The organism is Chryseobacterium sp. JAH (genome assembly GCF_001507335.1).
Lineage (GTDB): Bacteria > Bacteroidota > Bacteroidia > Flavobacteriales > Weeksellaceae > Chryseobacterium.
Genome location: NZ_LMAH01000001.1, coordinates 663,533 through 679,072, shown reverse-complemented (window position 1 = coordinate 679,072; position 15,540 = coordinate 663,533). Strand labels below are relative to the sequence as shown.

The 15,540-nt window shown below is 34.6% G+C and carries 19 protein-coding genes; 6 read left to right on the top strand and 13 right to left on the bottom strand.

Annotated elements, in window-relative coordinates:
* Positions 1–73: 73 nt before the first annotated feature.
* Complete coding sequence (locus tag AR685_RS03180; protein ID WP_047446133.1) at positions 74–574, bottom strand: hypothetical protein; 501 nt, start codon at positions 572–574, stop codon at positions 74–76.
* Positions 575–904: 330 nt separating this feature from the next.
* Positions 905–1,735, bottom strand: a complete 831-nt coding sequence (locus AR685_RS03175; protein ID WP_059123684.1) for an alpha/beta fold hydrolase — start codon at positions 1,733–1,735, stop codon at positions 905–907.
* 289 nt (positions 1,736–2,024) lie between these two features.
* Here AR685_RS03175 and AR685_RS03170 point away from each other — a divergent pair, with 289 nt between their 5' ends.
* Complete coding sequence (locus AR685_RS03170; RefSeq protein ID WP_185096010.1) at positions 2,025–2,513, top strand: RNA polymerase sigma factor; 489 nt, start codon at positions 2,025–2,027, stop codon at positions 2,511–2,513.
* A gap of 70 nt (positions 2,514–2,583) precedes the next feature.
* Positions 2,584–3,183 carry a hypothetical protein gene (locus tag AR685_RS03165; protein ID WP_059123683.1) on the top strand — a complete coding sequence of 200 codons (600 nt, stop codon included), beginning with the start codon at positions 2,584–2,586 and terminating at the stop codon, positions 3,181–3,183.
* Between the two features lie 58 nt (positions 3,184–3,241).
* Here AR685_RS03165 and AR685_RS03160 read toward each other — a convergent pair whose 3' ends face one another.
* Complete coding sequence (locus AR685_RS03160; RefSeq protein WP_059123682.1) at positions 3,242–3,802, bottom strand: YdcF family protein; 561 nt, start codon at positions 3,800–3,802, stop codon at positions 3,242–3,244.
* Positions 3,799–5,349, bottom strand: coding sequence for a S41 family peptidase (locus AR685_RS03155; protein ID WP_059123681.1), 1,551 nt, complete (start codon positions 5,347–5,349; stop codon positions 3,799–3,801). The genes AR685_RS03160 and AR685_RS03155 overlap by 4 nt, the downstream gene beginning before the upstream one ends.
* Positions 5,350–5,496: 147 nt before the next feature.
* Between AR685_RS03155 and AR685_RS03150 the strand changes: the two genes are divergently transcribed.
* Positions 5,497–6,588: an MBL fold metallo-hydrolase gene (locus tag AR685_RS03150; RefSeq protein WP_059123680.1), complete on the top strand. Its 1,092-nt coding sequence runs from the start codon at positions 5,497–5,499 to the stop codon at positions 6,586–6,588.
* Positions 6,589–6,592: 4 nt separating this feature from the next.
* Here the strand turns inward: AR685_RS03150 and AR685_RS03145 are convergent, their stop codons facing one another.
* The gene (locus AR685_RS03145) at positions 6,593–6,880 is read right to left on the bottom strand and encodes a GNAT family N-acetyltransferase (RefSeq protein ID WP_047446458.1); all 288 of its coding nucleotides are present in this window, start codon (positions 6,878–6,880) and stop codon (positions 6,593–6,595) included.
* Positions 6,881–7,206: 326 nt separating this feature from the next.
* Here AR685_RS03145 and AR685_RS03140 point away from each other — a divergent pair, with 326 nt between their 5' ends.
* Positions 7,207–7,635: a hypothetical protein gene (locus AR685_RS03140; RefSeq protein WP_059123679.1), complete on the top strand. Its 429-nt coding sequence runs from the start codon at positions 7,207–7,209 to the stop codon at positions 7,633–7,635.
* A 136-nt stretch (positions 7,636–7,771) separates the two neighbouring features.
* Positions 7,772–8,962, top strand: coding sequence for an MFS transporter (locus AR685_RS03135; protein WP_059123774.1), 1,191 nt, complete (start codon positions 7,772–7,774; stop codon positions 8,960–8,962).
* A gap of 304 nt (positions 8,963–9,266) precedes the next feature.
* Here the strand turns inward: AR685_RS03135 and AR685_RS03130 are convergent, their stop codons facing one another.
* The 8 genes from AR685_RS03130 to AR685_RS03100 form a co-directional block, all read right to left on the bottom strand.
* A complete protein-coding gene (locus AR685_RS03130) occupies positions 9,267–9,659 on the bottom strand; it encodes a DoxX family protein (protein ID WP_047446147.1) in 393 nt (130 codons plus the stop codon).
* 158 nt (positions 9,660–9,817) lie between these two features.
* Complete coding sequence (locus AR685_RS03125) at positions 9,818–10,591, bottom strand: DUF1223 domain-containing protein (RefSeq protein WP_059123678.1); 774 nt, start codon at positions 10,589–10,591, stop codon at positions 9,818–9,820.
* A 152-nt stretch (positions 10,592–10,743) separates the two neighbouring features.
* Positions 10,744–11,511, bottom strand: coding sequence for a LytR/AlgR family response regulator transcription factor (locus tag AR685_RS03120; RefSeq protein ID WP_059123677.1), 768 nt, complete (start codon positions 11,509–11,511; stop codon positions 10,744–10,746).
* A complete protein-coding gene (locus AR685_RS03115; protein ID WP_059123676.1) occupies positions 11,492–12,508 on the bottom strand; it encodes a sensor histidine kinase in 1,017 nt (338 codons plus the stop codon). The genes AR685_RS03120 and AR685_RS03115 overlap by 20 nt, the downstream gene beginning before the upstream one ends.
* Before the next feature lie 50 nt (positions 12,509–12,558).
* On the bottom strand, positions 12,559–12,717 hold the full coding sequence (locus AR685_RS18055; protein WP_156122551.1) for a hypothetical protein: 159 nt from the start codon (positions 12,715–12,717) through the stop codon (positions 12,559–12,561).
* A gap of 11 nt (positions 12,718–12,728) precedes the next feature.
* Entirely contained in the window at positions 12,729–13,169 is a 441-nt protein-coding gene (locus AR685_RS03110; RefSeq protein ID WP_047446155.1) for a hypothetical protein, read from the bottom strand.
* On the bottom strand, positions 13,169–14,152 hold the full coding sequence (locus tag AR685_RS03105; RefSeq protein WP_059123675.1) for a heme-binding domain-containing protein: 984 nt from the start codon (positions 14,150–14,152) through the stop codon (positions 13,169–13,171). Before AR685_RS03105 ends, AR685_RS03110 begins: the two co-directional genes overlap by 1 nt.
* A gap of 194 nt (positions 14,153–14,346) precedes the next feature.
* Positions 14,347–15,093: an SDR family oxidoreductase gene (locus AR685_RS03100; protein ID WP_059123674.1), complete on the bottom strand. Its 747-nt coding sequence runs from the start codon at positions 15,091–15,093 to the stop codon at positions 14,347–14,349.
* A gap of 103 nt (positions 15,094–15,196) precedes the next feature.
* Here AR685_RS03100 and AR685_RS03095 point away from each other — a divergent pair, with 103 nt between their 5' ends.
* On the top strand, positions 15,197–15,535 hold the full coding sequence (locus tag AR685_RS03095) for a winged helix-turn-helix transcriptional regulator (RefSeq protein WP_047446160.1): 339 nt from the start codon (positions 15,197–15,199) through the stop codon (positions 15,533–15,535).
* The last annotated feature ends 5 nt before the right edge of the window (positions 15,536–15,540 follow it).

Sequence of the window (15,540 nt, the reverse complement as noted above, 5' to 3'; positions counted from 1 at the left end):
TCGAAATTAATTTGCTGCATTTCAAGGATATATCAAATTAGCAAAAACCTGCTTTGAGGCAGGTTTTGTTAATTTATTTATTGATTAATATTTTTTCAATCGCATCTACAATCTCTTTTTCTATGCTTTCATCATCCAGACTTTCAAGCGTATAAGTTTGCTCTTTCAATGCTGCTGTTCCGGTGCCGTTCTGGAAAATGGTATCCAGATGAATACCAATTTTTTTATAGTATTTATCAGCTGTGAACATAATATGCGGAAACTTATTGTTGGTATAAAAATTAGAATCCACATTTCTGGAGATCTGAAGTTTGATATTGGGCTGGGCATTAATTCCAGTTCCGTTTTTGCTTTCTTCGTTCAGGGTGATTTTGCAGCCGTAGCCGTTTTGTCTCAGCATTCTTCTGAACTCCTGCATTTTCGGGTCGATGAGGTTTCTGCAAAGATTTTTGAAACTTTCAATAAATAAATCTTCTTCACTTTTCTGCTTCTCTTGGCTCTCTTTGAGTTTTTGTTCTTCCGTTCTTAAGTTTGAAAACAGAGAATTCAATTTATCTATATTTTCTTCTTTCATTTGATTATTTAAATAGTGTACCAAATATAAATAAAATCTTGATGGCAAAGAATGATGATAAAAATAAAACCTGCTCCGGCAGGTTTTATTTGTTTACGATGATTGCCTTGTGTCTGTCGTTCTTACCTCATGTATTTTAAAAAGCAAAAGTTGGCAGTAATGCATGAAAAGCAGTTGCCATTATCCATAATTTGTTACAGTAGAAAGTAGTTTCTCAAATATTTATACAATTTATCACTATCGGGATGAATCAGCCCATTCCAGAATAAACATAAAAAAAAATGGGCAGTCAAATATTTAACTGCCCATTTATCTTTTGAGAATATATTTTTAGCTGGTTGTTAAAAACTGAACCAAAACATTGTTTAACTTATCCGCATGCGTCACATTTAGTCCGTGAGGTGCGCCTTCGATTACAATAAAATCATTGTCTGGAATTGCCTGTGCTGCCTGTTTTCCTGAGGTTGCGATAGGAACTATTTTATCATCATCACCATGTACAATTAATGTTTTCACGGTTACATTCTGTAATTCGGGACGAAAATCTGTGTTTGCCCAGCTTTCAGCACATTTTATGGTTGCGATAGGAGAGGCACATGAAGCGATGCTCCAGTCGTAATCTAGTTGTGCCTGGCTTACAGTCTGTGACAATAGTCCGTAATTGTAAAAGTTTTTGTGGAACGTTTCAAGGAAAGTCACTCTGTCATTTTTCAGATTGTCCATAATGCCGTCTAAATCTTTCTGAGGAACGCCATCCGGATTGTCTTCTTTCTGTTTTACAATAGGAATAATCGAAGAAATAAGTGCAATTTTATCTACATTTTCAGGACCGTAATTAGTTAAGTAGCGTACCACCTCGCCGCCACCCATTGAGAAGCCGAAAAGGATGATATTTTTAAGTTCTAATTGTGTGATTAATTCGTGAAGATCGGCGGTCAGTCCGTTGTAGTCGTATCCGTCAAGTGTTGGTGCTGACTTTCCGAAGCCTCTTCTATCGTAAGTGATGACACGGTAGCCGAGTTTCAAAAGAACAGGAACCTGAAGTTCCCAAGATTTACCACTCAATGGCCAACCATGAATTAAAATAATCGGTTGGCCGGTACCGTAGTCTTCGTAATACAGCTCAAAATTTTTGCTGTTTTGTTTTGTAATGTAAGGCATATTAATATTTTTTGCGATGTGACTTTGCAAACACAAAATTTGCGCCACCGAAGTTGTGAATAAGAGATGTGGTATCTTTTAACAATGATTTTTTTTACAAAAGCTTATATGAACTTATATAGTACATACTGAATGTTTTTTTAGAAATAATACTTTGTTGAGGTTATTTCGTGGCGAACAGTGAGCTGGAAAGGTTTGATCATCAGATAGGGATTGTTTTTTTAGATAAACTCAAAAAATAGTGTAACATTTATTTTAAAATACTACTAACTCCATAGAGTTGAAAGCCATGATCTCACTAGAACAAGAATTTGTACATAAAATCGAAAAGCATAAAGGAATCATTTTTAAGATTTCTAAAATGTACATGGATAATAAAGACGACCGAGACGATCTTTTCCAGGAAATCACTTATCAGGTTTGGAAAGCATATTCCGGTTTCAGAGGTGAAAGTGAATTTTCAACCTGGCTATATAGAATTGCCCTGAATACGGCAATTGTCTTCTTAAAATCTGAAAAGAAAAGAAGCTTCATCAACAACGAGGATTTTACAGATTATAAAATTGTACAGGACGAGTACGATCTTGAAAAAGAAGAAAAACTTTCTGTCATGTATAAAGCGATTAATCAACTGAATCCCATAGACAAAGCTTTTATCTTTTATTATCTGGAAGATTTCTCGGGCAAGGAAATAGCAGACCAAATGGGAATTTCAGAAGGAAATGTACGTGTGAAAATGAACCGCGCGAAAAACAAACTGAAAGATATTTTAAAATAATAAATAGTTTCGAGATAGGGATTGGAGTTCTCCAACGCATCCCGTAACCCTAACCTAAAAATAAAACATTATGAATATAGACGACCTTAAAAATACGTGGAATGATGATGTTTCAGACGAAACACCCGAAATCAGCATTGAGCATAAAAATAAAATCAATCTTCCGTTGGAAAAGATCAGAAGAAATATGAGAATGGAATTTTGGTCAACCGTAGGCATCTTGCTTTTTGGCTTTGCGATTGTTTGGATTCCGGTTGCTGAAGCTCCTTTTAAATTTAAATTTTACCTGACGGTGTTGCTGTTTTCAATGGTGATTGTGGTTTCTTTTTTCTTCAGCAAGTTTTTTAAACTTTACAAAGACATCAGCAGCCCCATGATGAAAACTTATGATTCTCTGAAGGATTTGATGTATCAGTTTGACCTGAATAAGCAGTATTATCTATCCTTTATGCTTTCTTTTGTCCCATTTCTCGTGTGTGAACTGATTATTGTTATCGAGTTTCTTCCGCACCGAAAACCATTGAGTGATCTGCAGGTGGCAACGACAATTATTTCAATGCTTGCTGTGGGACTTTTCGGACTTTTCCTGCTTGGGAAATATTGGTACAGGATTTTTTACGGAAAATATGTGAAGCAGATTGAAAGTCTTTTGGCTGAGTTTAAAAAATAGATTTTGATTTTACAAAGGTTTCGGCGGGCTCTTGAGCCCGCCGAAACCTTTGTAAAACTTACTGTGTATAAAAAGCTGGAAATTCTCTCAGGATAGAATAAAAATCCCGCCATTCGAAGTAGTGCGGACTTACACTGACTACATTCTCCAACCCTTTGTCTCTGAATAATTTTTTGGTTCGTGTCACATGGAAGTACTGTGAAACAACAATAATACTTGTAAAATGATACTTTTTCTGAATCGCTAAAGTATTTTCGACAGTCAATCTTGTATTATTTCCTTTATTATCAACGATAATTATAGAGTCAGAAACGTTATTCTTGATGAGGTATTCTTTCATTTTGTCCCCTTCGTAGAAACCTTCTTTACCTAATCCGCCACTTACAATTATTTTCTTGATGAGATGATTATGATAAAGTTCAAGTCCGGTTTCGAGACGCTTTTCAAGTCTCGCAGATAATGTACCGTCTTCATTTACTTTATTTCCTAAAATTACTGCAACATCAGCTGTCCTTCCGTCATCATACAAACCGTCAGCTACAACATAGACGGTGTGAATTATACACCAAAGAATGATCAGGTAAGCGATGATTTTTAATGATTGAATTAATTTTTTCATGAGTCCGAAACTTTACTTTTCTCTTTCTCCTTTGAGATTTCCCCCTTCACCCAATCCAGCTGAACATCTTTTCTATCTAAGATATCATGCATCGTCTGAATGATTTCAATATCTGGAGTTACACCTTTTTTTGTATTTGTAAAATCAATATTCGGCTGAACCAAAAGCAATCCGATGGGTAAATCTATTTTGGAGTTGGGAAGTTTTTGGTAAGAGTAAAACCCTGCAACCGTTCCGTCATTTGCTCCGCCAGTTTCTTCACCGACTAAAGTTACACGTTTGTCAAACTTTAATTTAGATGAAATAATCGATGAAGCGGAAAAACTTCCGCCGTTAATTAAAACATATACCTTTCCTTTGAATGAATCTTTCTTCGGTTTTGTAGGCTTGTTTTCTTTCGTTTTATAGTAAGCAATTCCATTTTTCCCTTTGTAGACACTGAAAGCCTGTGAGAAGAAATATCCAGGGTAAAGCAAACCTTTCAGTGTGTACTGCAAAGGATTTGACTTTCTGAAATAATTGGTTTTCAAAGGGGTAATTCGCGAGGTTATTTGCGAAGGTTTAATTAAAACAAATGGTTCCGGAGCAAGATAAGAATACAGTTGATTGATTTCATAGAGTGAACCTCCATAATTATTTCGGATGTCAATGATGAGGTAAGGTGATTCTGCATTTTTTATTTTCGCAAATGATTCTTTGTAAAACCGGTCAGAAAAACTCCTCGAAAAACTCTGAATTTTTATGTATGCAATGGTGCTGTCTTTGTCTAGAAATTTGAAATTTCTGTTATAGGAACTCGTTGAGACTACATAATCATTGACTTTCTTTTCTTCGGTTCGTTTTTTTTCAATTTTATCTTTTTCGAGTTCTTTTTTGCTTTTCGATTCGCGTTTCAGGTGCACAATTTTTCTTTGGTTGTTAAAAAGGGTTTCAACTTGTGCACTGTCCATGATTCCTTTTTCGGCAACATAAAAATTGAAAAATACATCTTTCAGATAATAATTCTGAAAGGTAGTATTATAGCCGTCGCTGCTGATTAGTTTACGGTATTTTTTAAGATAATCTGAAACCGGTATTTTATTAATACTTAAAATCTCAGTTCCTGGTTTTATATTTTCTAGGGAATCTCTATTTTCAATGATGTACAAATGATCATCTTCTACAAAATATTCAAAACGACCGAAAAGACCTTTTTTATTTTTTAAAACCTTAATTTCTTTTCTGTTAAATTTTTTAGCGGGTATTCTTAAAGATAAATGACCTTCTCTGATTTGCGCAATGAAAGGTTGAATCTTAAAATAAAACTGGACGGGTGTAAGCGGTCGGTTGATTGTTTTTTTAAGGCTGTCAAATTTATAATCCAATTCTTTTTTTGAAATATACCAATTCAGTTTTGGGTGCATTTCCTGAAGTTTAAGGTAGGTAAAATCGATGTCTTCATGTAGTTTTTCGGGAATGACAGTCGATAGAGTACGTTTGTTTTCCTTTTTTATGGATGCGCATGAAGCCAAAATGACTAAGAAAACCAGGGCTATAAAATGTCTCAAAGCTGATCAGTTATTTTAAAAGCTAAATTAGAAAGTTTCAGATAATTACATTAAAAAAAAGTAATATTTATTCTCAAACGTCAAGATAGAACCACTGTATGTAAATAGTGTGGAAATTTATACATTTAAAGCTTATACCATTTATCAATGATTTATCTAATTATCATAGCAATTGTTATTGCACTGTATTTTGTAATAACATCTCAGCAGGTTTTCGGAGCAGAACCAAAAGGAAAACGTCTCGAAAGAATGCAGAAATCTGAACATTACAAAAATAATCAGTTTCAAAATTTGAACTTTACTCCTTCTCTTGCGGAAGGTTACAGTATGCCAAAGGTACTGTATGATTTTCTTTTCGCTAAAAAAGATCCTTTTTTAAAGCCTCAGCAAAATGTTCCTGCAATTCATACGGATTTAAAAAATATCCCTAAAAATGAAGATGTTTTTATCTGGATGGGGCATTCTTCATATTTTATTCAGATTGATGGCATTTCTTTTCTCGTTGATCCGGTTTTAAGTACCTACGGTTCTCCTTTCAAATTTTTTAATAAAGCTTTTGCTGGTGCAGATCTTTTTAAGCCGGAAGATGTTCCGTATATTGATTATCTGGTAATTACACATGATCATTATGACCATCTGGATTATCCAACCATCAAATCCATTCAGTCAAAGGTCGGAGAGGTCATCATGCCTCTGGGAGTAGGTGCACATTTTGAACGTTGGGGTTACAATGAAAGTCAGCTTTTGGAAGAAGAGTGGGGAGCTATGCTAACGCTTAAAAATAATTTTAAAATGACATTTACTCCTGCGAGACATTTTTCGGGAAGAAAATTTCACAGAAATGGTACACTCTGGACTTCTTATGTTTTGGAAACTCCGACAAAAAAAATGTTTCTTGGGGGTGACAGTGGTTACGATTCCCATTTTAAAATGATTGGTGAAAAGTATGGGCCATTTGATTACGCCATCATGGAAAACGGACAATACAACCCAGCCTGGAAATATATCCATGCTTTGCCGGAAGATGTTATTCAGGCAAGTTTAGATATTCAGGCAGAGAATATTATTCCGGTTCATTCGGGCAAATTTGCATTGGCTCTGCATCCATGGAATGAGCCTCTACAGAAAGTGACAGCATTAGGCAAAGAGAAAAACTTGCACATACTTACCCCTAAAATAGGTGAAATTTTAGATTTAAATAAAACGGATAATCAGTTTCCTGTTTGGTGGGAGAATTAATTTTTCACTCGTGCCAGATTCCTCTGTATCTTTTAGGATGGTTTTCTAGTTGCTGTCTTACAAAATCGCATTCAGGATCAATCATGAGGTCTTTTTCTTCAGCATAATTTACCAATTTATCCAAAAGTAGTTTGGCGTAGCCATGACCTTCCAGGTCTTCATTAATTTTTGTATAGTACACATTTAGCAGTCTTCCGTCTACCGAAATTGACATATAACCCACTTTTTTACCATCGATTAATATTTGCAGCTCGTCCTGATAGGGTGATATTTCAAATTTTATATTTTCCATAATTTTTGGTTTTGGTTTGTGTGAGGAGAGTTATTTGGGGGATTCTCTCATTTAAAATTACAAATTAAAATGATATGACGTAACGGTTTTATAGGATCTTAACGTAATTTATATTTAATTAAAATTAAAATCAGAATGTGAAGATTATTTAAAATCTCTTCATCGCTCTGAACCAAGTAATGCGGAGTTTAACTTAAATGGTGAAATGCTAATTGTGTAGATATTTCTTTGTCATGATATTATTTTGGTAAAAATTATGAACCATCATTGTGTATTTGGCATCTATATTGACAATGTATATAGATAACCCTTAAAAATTTACGAAAATGAAAAAAATATTAATCACAGTATTATTCATCGCAACTTTTGGTGTAGGATATGCACAGTCAGTTTATTATAATGACTATAGAAGAAGTGTAACCGAGGTAAACTGGCGAACCGTAGTTGCGGATCTTTTGTTATCTACGACGCAGGCAAACCAGTTGTATGCGTTAAATAATCGATATGCCGATTACAATGGTTGGAATAGAGTATATGCCAATAATCCTAATCAATGGTCTATAGATCGTTATCGGGAAATCGAAAGAATTTTGGGAAGAGATAAATATGTAAAGTTTAAAACTAAATATTATAAAGGGCAAAATCCGGTGGCCGTCTACAATCGTAATAAAAATAATGATAAAAGATATAAACACATGGATAAAAAAGTAAAAGTCTACAAATCTAATAGTGGCAAAGCCCATAAAAACAAATAATCAGTTCAATAGAATATTTTAAAAAATAGAATGACTGTTCGAAAGTTCAGTCATTTTTTGTTTTTTTATATAAAGTTATCAATCTACCTTTGCAGTCGCAAAATCTTTCTTAGAAAGAGATCGAATGCCATCTTCAATGAAAAATATACAATCAAAAAATCAGTTTATTGCCACCATATTGGCTTTTGCAGTGATTCCAATGTCGGGTTTAGCGACAGATATTTATCTGCCGTCAATGCCGAGTATGGCAACGGAACTTCATCAGCCTGAAAGCAGTATTCAGCTTACCCTATCTTTATTCTTAATCAGCTATGGTCTTACTCAGTTTTTTGCTGGAAGTGTAGTTGATTCTTTTGGACGGTTTCGCGTCTCAGCAATTTCTTTGGTGCTGTTTGTGGTAAGCTTTTTAATCACAGCATTAACGAAAGATATGATGGTTATTTACGCAATGCGTGTTTTGCAGGGGATTTTATCAGGATTTGCGGTCGTTTCGAAGCGGGCTTTTTTTGTTGATGTTTACGAGGGTGAAAAGAGAAAACACTATCTGAGCATTATGACGATAGTTTGGTCGGTAGGTCCCATCGTCGCTCCTTTTATTGGTGGTTATCTTCAGAAATTATTTGGCTGGCAGTCTAATTTCTATGTTCTTGCAGGGTACAGTTTTGTTTTGTTGATTTTGGAATTATTATTTTCTGGTGAAACCTTAAAAATTAAAAAACCATTTCAGATCAACTATGTAATGAAAGAGTATAATCTTATGTTTAGAACCAAAGATTTTTTCTACGGAATGCTGATGTGTGGTGTGAGTTATGCAATGGTTATTTTCTTTAATCTTTGCGGATCTTTTATCATTGAACATAAAATGGGATATTCTGAAGTCGTTGCAGGCTATGTTTCATTGATTTTGGGCTTTGCATGGATGACAGGAGGATTTTTAGGGAAAGCATTGATTAAAAGAGCGTTCCTCCCGAAAATAAGATATGCAAACTTTATTCAGATATTTTTAGTTGTATTAATGATTTTCTGTTCTTTTTTTCTGAATAATATGTACAGCTTGGTTGCGTTCGCATTTGCTATTCATGTGACGGCAGGTTTTATTTTCAATAACTATTTTGCATACTGCATAGGAAGATTTCCAAATTCTGCGGGTGTAGCTGGAGGTTTGACAGGTGGTGTGGCATTCATTCTTACGTCAGCCATCAGTTATGGAATTGTAGCAATCATCAGACCCGAAATTCAGCTTGAAGTTGCAGAAGGATATTTTGTTTTGGGAGTTTTGGGATTCATTATTTTAAGTATTAGCAAATTGAGAAAAGCACATATTTAGTTCTGAAAAGAAGAGAGCTTTAAAAAAAATGTGGAAGAATTTTACATTTTGTTCCTTTTTCAAAAAATATTGCAGCTTAAAAAGTGATTCGATTTCTCAGGATTTAAAACAAAAGACAGATTTCATTTTATGAATTACAGGGACGTGAATTTTCGCTGATGCAATAACATGATTTCTGTTAAAAAGAATAATTTTTCCATTCATAATTTCAAAGATAAATCCTCTCGTTTCCGGGAGGATATTATTTTTAACATAAGAGTAATTTGAACATTGATATTTAAATCAAGTATGGTAGCTTTTTAGATTATACTTTTTCTAAAAAAAGATTTTGTGTATACCATTTTCTAAACATAAAATAAGTGACGGAAAGTACCGTAAACGCTACAATTGCATCAACCGTTGACGGGAAACCAAACACTGCAATTTTTGAAAAGAATGCAAAAATTATATCGAAGAACATGCCTGCAAATACCCATTCTTTTAATCTTAAAAGTCGATTGGGCAGCAATAGCACAATCATTCCGGATAATTTAAAAACTCCGAGAATGTAAATAAAGTGTGGTGGATAACCTAATTGTTGCGTTATATCCCAAACAACAGGGTTTTTTGTCAGCTCAAAAAAGCCACTCGCTCCGAACCATAATGACATGAAGATTACCCCTGACCAGTACATAATTTTTGTTGTTTTTGTTTTCATTTTTATTATTTTAAGTTGTTTGTATTTTAATTCTTTGAATTCTTGTCATTAGCTACGCCGACTTTTCAATTTCTAACGAAGGAAGACTATCTTTAAAGTAAAATTCTTCATATGGCTGCTCTACCCAGAATGACAAAAAGACTGCAGACTGTGGGTATTTAAAAAGACACTTTCTCAGAGCCTAGAATTTCCCCGGATTTTACATTCTGAATCATTCCGATAATTTCCCAATTGGTGGCATCGAAATTCTCGGGAAGTTTAAAATCGGTTGTTCCTTCTGAGGTTTTTTCTAAAGAAATTTGATTCTGCTGATGAACAATCTGCCAGTGCACAAGGTGGCGACCTTCATTTTCTCCTCGCTGAATAGCATTCGACGCTTTTTTCTTGATCAAGGTAATGAGGATTTTGTATTGGGAAGTATTTTGCGCGGTTTTATATTTTACAGTAATATTTTTCTGTGAAATATTTGCAGATAAATCAATCTTTGAATTGGAAGACGTCAATAACGCTTTTTGTATTGCCTTTTCGACAGCATATCTGTCAGAACCTACAAACTCTTTTTTACCATTTATAACCAATTGAGGGGTGTAAATCTGTGTTTGCAAAGTTTGGCTGTAATGCAGTTGACGTTTAGAATTCTCTGCACTGCTGAATTTGTCTTTCCAACCCAAATTATTCCAGTAATCAACATGATAGGAGAGGATATAAAGATGTTGATTTTTGTATTGTTTTTCAATTTCACCCAGCAATTGATCGGCGGGCGGACAACTCGAACAACCTTCTGAAGTGAACAATTCCAAAACGGCAAAACCTTTGTTTTCTGAAGGTAAATTTTTATGAGTTTCTTCATTTTTACTGTTATAAGCAAACGCTGAGACGATGAACATTAATGCTACAATAACAGCTGTTCCGATTAAGTTTTTTAGTATCATTTCTTTTAATTTTATTCAAAAGTAGATACCTTACGATTGTAAAAGAATACAAAAAAGGTTCAACCGGACAAATTGAAAGGTGAACCTGTATTTTATGACATTGATGCTTTTAAGCTGGTTAATGTTGGAAACTTGAAGATCAGGTTCTGAGCTTAGCGGTCTTCCAGCCATGCAAAAAAAGTGGGAGATTTTTCTTTATTAATCAAGAGTTGATCGGGCGTTTCGATTATTAATTTAACCAAAATTTTCCGCTGAAAATAATGCTCCATCTCTTTGATGGCAGTGAAATTTACAATGTATTGCCGATTGACTCTGAAAAACTGCTTCTGAGAAACCTGTTCCGAGATTTGTCCCAATGTTTGTGTAAGCTGAAACTGCTGCTTATCAAAAGTCATTAAATGCGTGATCTCATTATGAATGAAAAAGTAAGCAATATTTTCAGTGGAAATGGTGGTGTATTTTTGATTTTTAAAAACTAAAAAACTGCTTTTCGAAGGAATTTGTGGCTGAGTAATTTTCTGGAAAAGAGCTTCTAGCTCGGGCAATTCATTTTTTTGGAAGAATTTTTTCAATTCATCTACTTTTCTCAGCGCTTCTGCAATGTCTTCACGTGAAAATGGTTTCAGCACATAATCGACTCCTTTGCTTTTAAAGGCATCCAACATATAGTGGTCGAAAGCGGTACAAAAAATGACCGGGCAAGTGATTTCCACCTGTTTGAAAATTTCAAAGGAAAGTCCGTCTGAGAGATGAATATCCATGAAAATAAGATCAGGTTTTATGCCTTTTGATAAAAATTCAACACTTGTTTCAATGCTGTCATAAATTCCTGTGATTTTAGATTCAGGTTTTAATTCTGCAATTATGGTTTGAAGGGATTTTGCAGCTCTAAATTCGTCTTCAATGATGATGATATTCATGGATGAAAGGTAGTTTTATTTGAAAAATTTTTTCGTCTGATGTAATTTGAATTTCCTGTTCCAAAAGATGTTTGTAGCGGGATTTTACATTATCAAGTCCGATTCCCAGTGAATCTTCTACGGTCATTTTTTTCTGAATGGGATTTTCGATAACGATAGTATTTTCAGAATTATAGATTCTAATGTGTAAAGGTTTACTTTGCGAAACAATGTTATGTTTAATACAGTTTTCAACTAATAACTGTAAAGTAAAAGGTGGAATTAAAGTTTTTAAAACCTCATTATTTAATTCGTTGGTAAGCGTAATTCCATCTCCAAAACGGGCTTTTTGTAAGAAAATGTATGAGTCGATTATTTTTATTTCTTCTTGTACGGTAATCAGATCTAGTTTTCTGCTTTCCAATGTAAAACGATAAAAATCAGAGAGTTTTATCACGAAATCTACAGTTTCTGAATCATTTGTTTCTGCCATAGATTTCAAAGTATTCAAACTATTAAACAAAAAATGCGGATTGATTTGCTGCTTTAATAATTCAAACTGAGCGCTCAGGTTATCGCTTTTTACTTTTTCCAATTCAAGCTGAATCTGCTGCCCGGCGTAATTATTTTGCAGTAAAGTTAAAAACATGTAACAGACAAGATTAATCAATATTCCCCTAACTTCGACCATCAGCATGGTTGTGCCGAAATTGATATGTGATAAAATTAATTGTTGAATCCAAGCCAGTACAAACATGACCACCATTCCGAAAGCCAGCACAATCATCAGTTTAGCGTAGGAAATATTTTGTCTCCTTTTTACGGAGTTACGGTTCAGCATGTAAATGTTGAGATACCACATGATCACAGAGAAAGTTGCGGTTATTATTGAGTTTACTACCGCCTCCTGCCAGTTGAAAGCATGTGAAGCGAGCTGTGGAACCGATGATAAAAGTCCCAAAAATATGGAACTCACCCAGATGACGGTTTGGGAAATTTTTATTTTTTGCTGCTGCATGAGAACCGTAGATTTTAATGATGTTAAGGTAATATTTTTTGCTGATAATTTTATGAGTTGTCAATCATCGTGAATTCGCTTCGATTGTGAATTTTTTTCACTTTTATAAGTTGACTTGTGACGCTAATTTTCATCATTCCCCAAATACCATTGACAGTACAGTCTGCAAAAATCCAGAGCTGTTTCCCAACTCCGGATCGTACTTTCATTTTCCCTACCGTTACGGTCTTGAAACGGGTTTGTAACTCATGATATATTGTATTCTTTGTTCTTTGTTTGGTGGGTTGATTTCGGTTTTCGAATTATTTTTAAACTGATAAGAAAACTTTCCATGTTTATCGCTTTTAAAGGTTTCAACACTTAGTAATTCTCCTGTAATGGTACCTCCGATGTATTGTGGATTTTCATGATACTTCCAGGTCACCAATTTTACTATAGAATTGGGTTTTGGCTGATGGGTTTCACTTTGCAAAGATTCTAAAGCTTCCTGATTTCCGTACAAAGCAGAGCTCGTCTCTTTTTCAGTATTCAATGAAGTTGAAATGAATTTTAAATTTCCGGGATCGAAAACAACACGATGTAAATCTTTATCAGGTTCGTCAATTTTACACGCAGTGAATAAAGCGCATATTGATAGTACGATAAATAATATTTTTTTCATTATTTCTGAAGGTTTTTAATTAATCTGTCTGTATTTACTTTCATTGGAACATCAAATAAATATCCAGTTTTTTCAGCTAACTGACGGTGGCAAGCGATACATGATTCTTTTGCAAACGAAGCCGTTTTTCCTGTCGGATGAAGATCTTTTCCTGAAAATTTTGCAAATCCCCAGCCTTCGGTATCAGTATATTTTTTTGAATCTTTAACCATAAATTGAGCATTTACAAATTCTCCAGGTCTGACTTCTCCGTCGGCTAATTTTTCCTGTTTCCAAACAGATTTTACGACGATACTTCCGTTTGGCCAAGGATGAAAATCTTCCGTTTCGATCGCTTTTACGGCAATATCATTTCCGTAAATAACACGGATTGAATTGTCGAAAAGTGTACTCATGCTAATGACTTTCCAGTTTTTATAATCGTCTGTATATTTTACACCGTTTGGAGAAACCGGAAATTTTACAGTTTCATCGCTCTTTGAAATTTCAACATTTTGATGACTATTTTTTATTTCTTTTATTGCAGGAGCATTGCCGGATAATGAAAGTGTATATTTTTTAATTACATCAATATCTTTTTGTGTGATTTTTGCTGATGGATGTAGAATTGTATATTCATGAAGCGGCATTTTCCCGCTCTGCATCATGTTCAAAATGGCATACATCTTTCCTTTGTGTTCGCCTTCCGAATAGTTCCATTCTGAAAAATTTAAAACTTCTCTGGCTCTTTCAATATCTTTGTTTACAGCCCAAGAAACGGGTGCAATTTTATCATACCAACTCAAATTTTGTTGATTTGAATGGCAATTAAAACAAGAGTTTTCTAAAATAGAAAGAACTTCACGAGGAGCTCCAATCTTTTTTGCAGCTGGCTTTCCTTCTAATGGTTTGTTGAAAAACTGTAAAAAGGCAAAGCCTACCAGAATAGCTAAAAATACAATAGCTATTGGTTTTGTGGTTGTTTTTTTCTCTATTTGGTCCATAATGTATCTATTTTTTTATGGGTCAAAAGTACTTTTTTGATGGATGCTTCGGAATTTGAAATTAGGTAAACCGGACAAATCGGTAGGTGAAAATGGAATTTTGGAAATTAAAAACGTTAGAAGCTGGATGATGGAAGGCGAAAGTCTGTCGCCTCCTTGCACAAACTTCCAGCCTCCAGCTTCAATTCTTCCGTTTACAGCACCATTCCACCGTCAATCAGAATTTCGGTTCCTGTCATAAAACTAGCCATATTATTGTCGGATAAATAGACAACTGCTTTGGCTACATCTTCTGCGGTTCCCATTTTTTTTAGAGGGATAGAATTAATAAGCCAATCGTTAAGACCTTCTAATGTAGCTTCATCCAATCCAGCTTTAGACATGATTTCTGTTTTTGTAGGTCCCGGACTTACCATATTTACCCGAATTTTTCTGGGTGCTAATTCCGCAGCTGCAGTTTTTGCAATAGAATTTAGAGCAGCTTTGCTTGCCTGATACACTGAGCTGTTTGGTTTGTAGGTCGTGGCCACATTTGAAGATAGAAAAACAACAGAAGCACCGTCGTTTAAAAGAGGTGTAAATTTGCTTAAAGTGAAATAAGCTCCTCTGAAATTAATGTTCATCACTTGATCAAAGTTTTCTGCAGTCATGTTTTCAATTAATCCTAAAGACCCTGTAATCCCTGCGTTGATGAATAAAATGTCAACTTTTCCATATTGATTTTCAACTTTCGTCTTCAAAAACTCAATATCCTCCAATTTTCCCTGATCTGCCACGAAAGGAATTGCTCCCAATTCTTCAGCCGCCTTTTCTACAGCTTCTTTTCTTCTTCCTGTGATGATTACTTTTGCTCCATGAGCAATTAATTCTTTTGCGGTTGCGTAACCGATTCCGCTGTTTCCTCCGGTTACGATGGCTAATTTGTTTCTGAATGTATTCATTTCTTTAAAATTTTTGACAAAGTTACTTCAAATTGGTATACTTTTGTAATCAGTATCACAGAGTATATCAGTATCATCAATTATATCACTTAAATTTGTAAACATGGAAAGAGATCAAAGCGAAGAATTAAGAGCGCTACAGGATACCCTTTATTTCATTGGCGGAAAGTGGAGAATTCCGGTTATTAATGCTATTTGTAACGGTAATAAACGCTTTCGTGAAATTGAAAGAAGCATCCCCGGAATCACGACAAGAATGCTTTCAAAAGAATTGAAAGATATGGAAATGAATAAGCTGGTAAAACGAACTGTCTATCCAGATACTCCTGTTTTAATCGAATATGAACCAACAGCCTATTGCAGAACTTTTGGAAACATTATTTCTGAGATGATCAATTGGGGTAGAGAACATAGAAAGGTGATTGTGGAGGATAGGATTTAAAAATT

Coding starts and splice junctions, on each gene's coding strand:
- AR685_RS03170 (WP_185096010.1), top strand. CDS start 2,025: ATGATCTCACTAGAACAAGAATTTGTACATAAAATCGAAAAGCATAAA.
- AR685_RS03160 (WP_059123682.1), bottom strand. CDS start 3,802: ATGAAAAAATTAATTCAATCATTAAAAATCATCGCTTACCTGATCATT.
- AR685_RS03150 (WP_059123680.1), top strand. CDS start 5,497: ATGATTTATCTAATTATCATAGCAATTGTTATTGCACTGTATTTTGTA.
- AR685_RS03100 (WP_059123674.1), bottom strand. CDS start 15,093: ATGAATACATTCAGAAACAAATTAGCCATCGTAACCGGAGGAAACAGC.
- AR685_RS03120 (WP_059123677.1), bottom strand. CDS start 11,511: ATGAATATCATCATCATTGAAGACGAATTTAGAGCTGCAAAATCCCTT.
- AR685_RS03135 (WP_059123774.1), top strand. CDS start 7,772: ATGAAAAATATACAATCAAAAAATCAGTTTATTGCCACCATATTGGCT.
- AR685_RS03180 (WP_047446133.1), bottom strand. CDS start 574: ATGAAAGAAGAAAATATAGATAAATTGAATTCTCTGTTTTCAAACTTA.
- AR685_RS03115 (WP_059123676.1), bottom strand. CDS start 12,508: ATGCAGCAGCAAAAAATAAAAATTTCCCAAACCGTCATCTGGGTGAGT.
- AR685_RS03105 (WP_059123675.1), bottom strand. CDS start 14,152: ATGGACCAAATAGAGAAAAAAACAACCACAAAACCAATAGCTATTGTA.
- AR685_RS03110 (WP_047446155.1), bottom strand. CDS start 13,169: ATGAAAAAAATATTATTTATCGTACTATCAATATGCGCTTTATTCACT.
- AR685_RS03130 (WP_047446147.1), bottom strand. CDS start 9,659: ATGAAAACAAAAACAACAAAAATTATGTACTGGTCAGGGGTAATCTTC.
- AR685_RS03165 (WP_059123683.1), top strand. CDS start 2,584: ATGAATATAGACGACCTTAAAAATACGTGGAATGATGATGTTTCAGAC.
- AR685_RS03125 (WP_059123678.1), bottom strand. CDS start 10,591: ATGATACTAAAAAACTTAATCGGAACAGCTGTTATTGTAGCATTAATG.
- AR685_RS03140 (WP_059123679.1), top strand. CDS start 7,207: ATGAAAAAAATATTAATCACAGTATTATTCATCGCAACTTTTGGTGTA.
- AR685_RS03175 (WP_059123684.1), bottom strand. CDS start 1,735: ATGCCTTACATTACAAAACAAAACAGCAAAAATTTTGAGCTGTATTAC.
- AR685_RS03145 (WP_047446458.1), bottom strand. CDS start 6,880: ATGGAAAATATAAAATTTGAAATATCACCCTATCAGGACGAGCTGCAA.
- AR685_RS18055 (WP_156122551.1), bottom strand. CDS start 12,717: ATGAAAGTACGATCCGGAGTTGGGAAACAGCTCTGGATTTTTGCAGAC.
- AR685_RS03095 (WP_047446160.1), top strand. CDS start 15,197: ATGGAAAGAGATCAAAGCGAAGAATTAAGAGCGCTACAGGATACCCTT.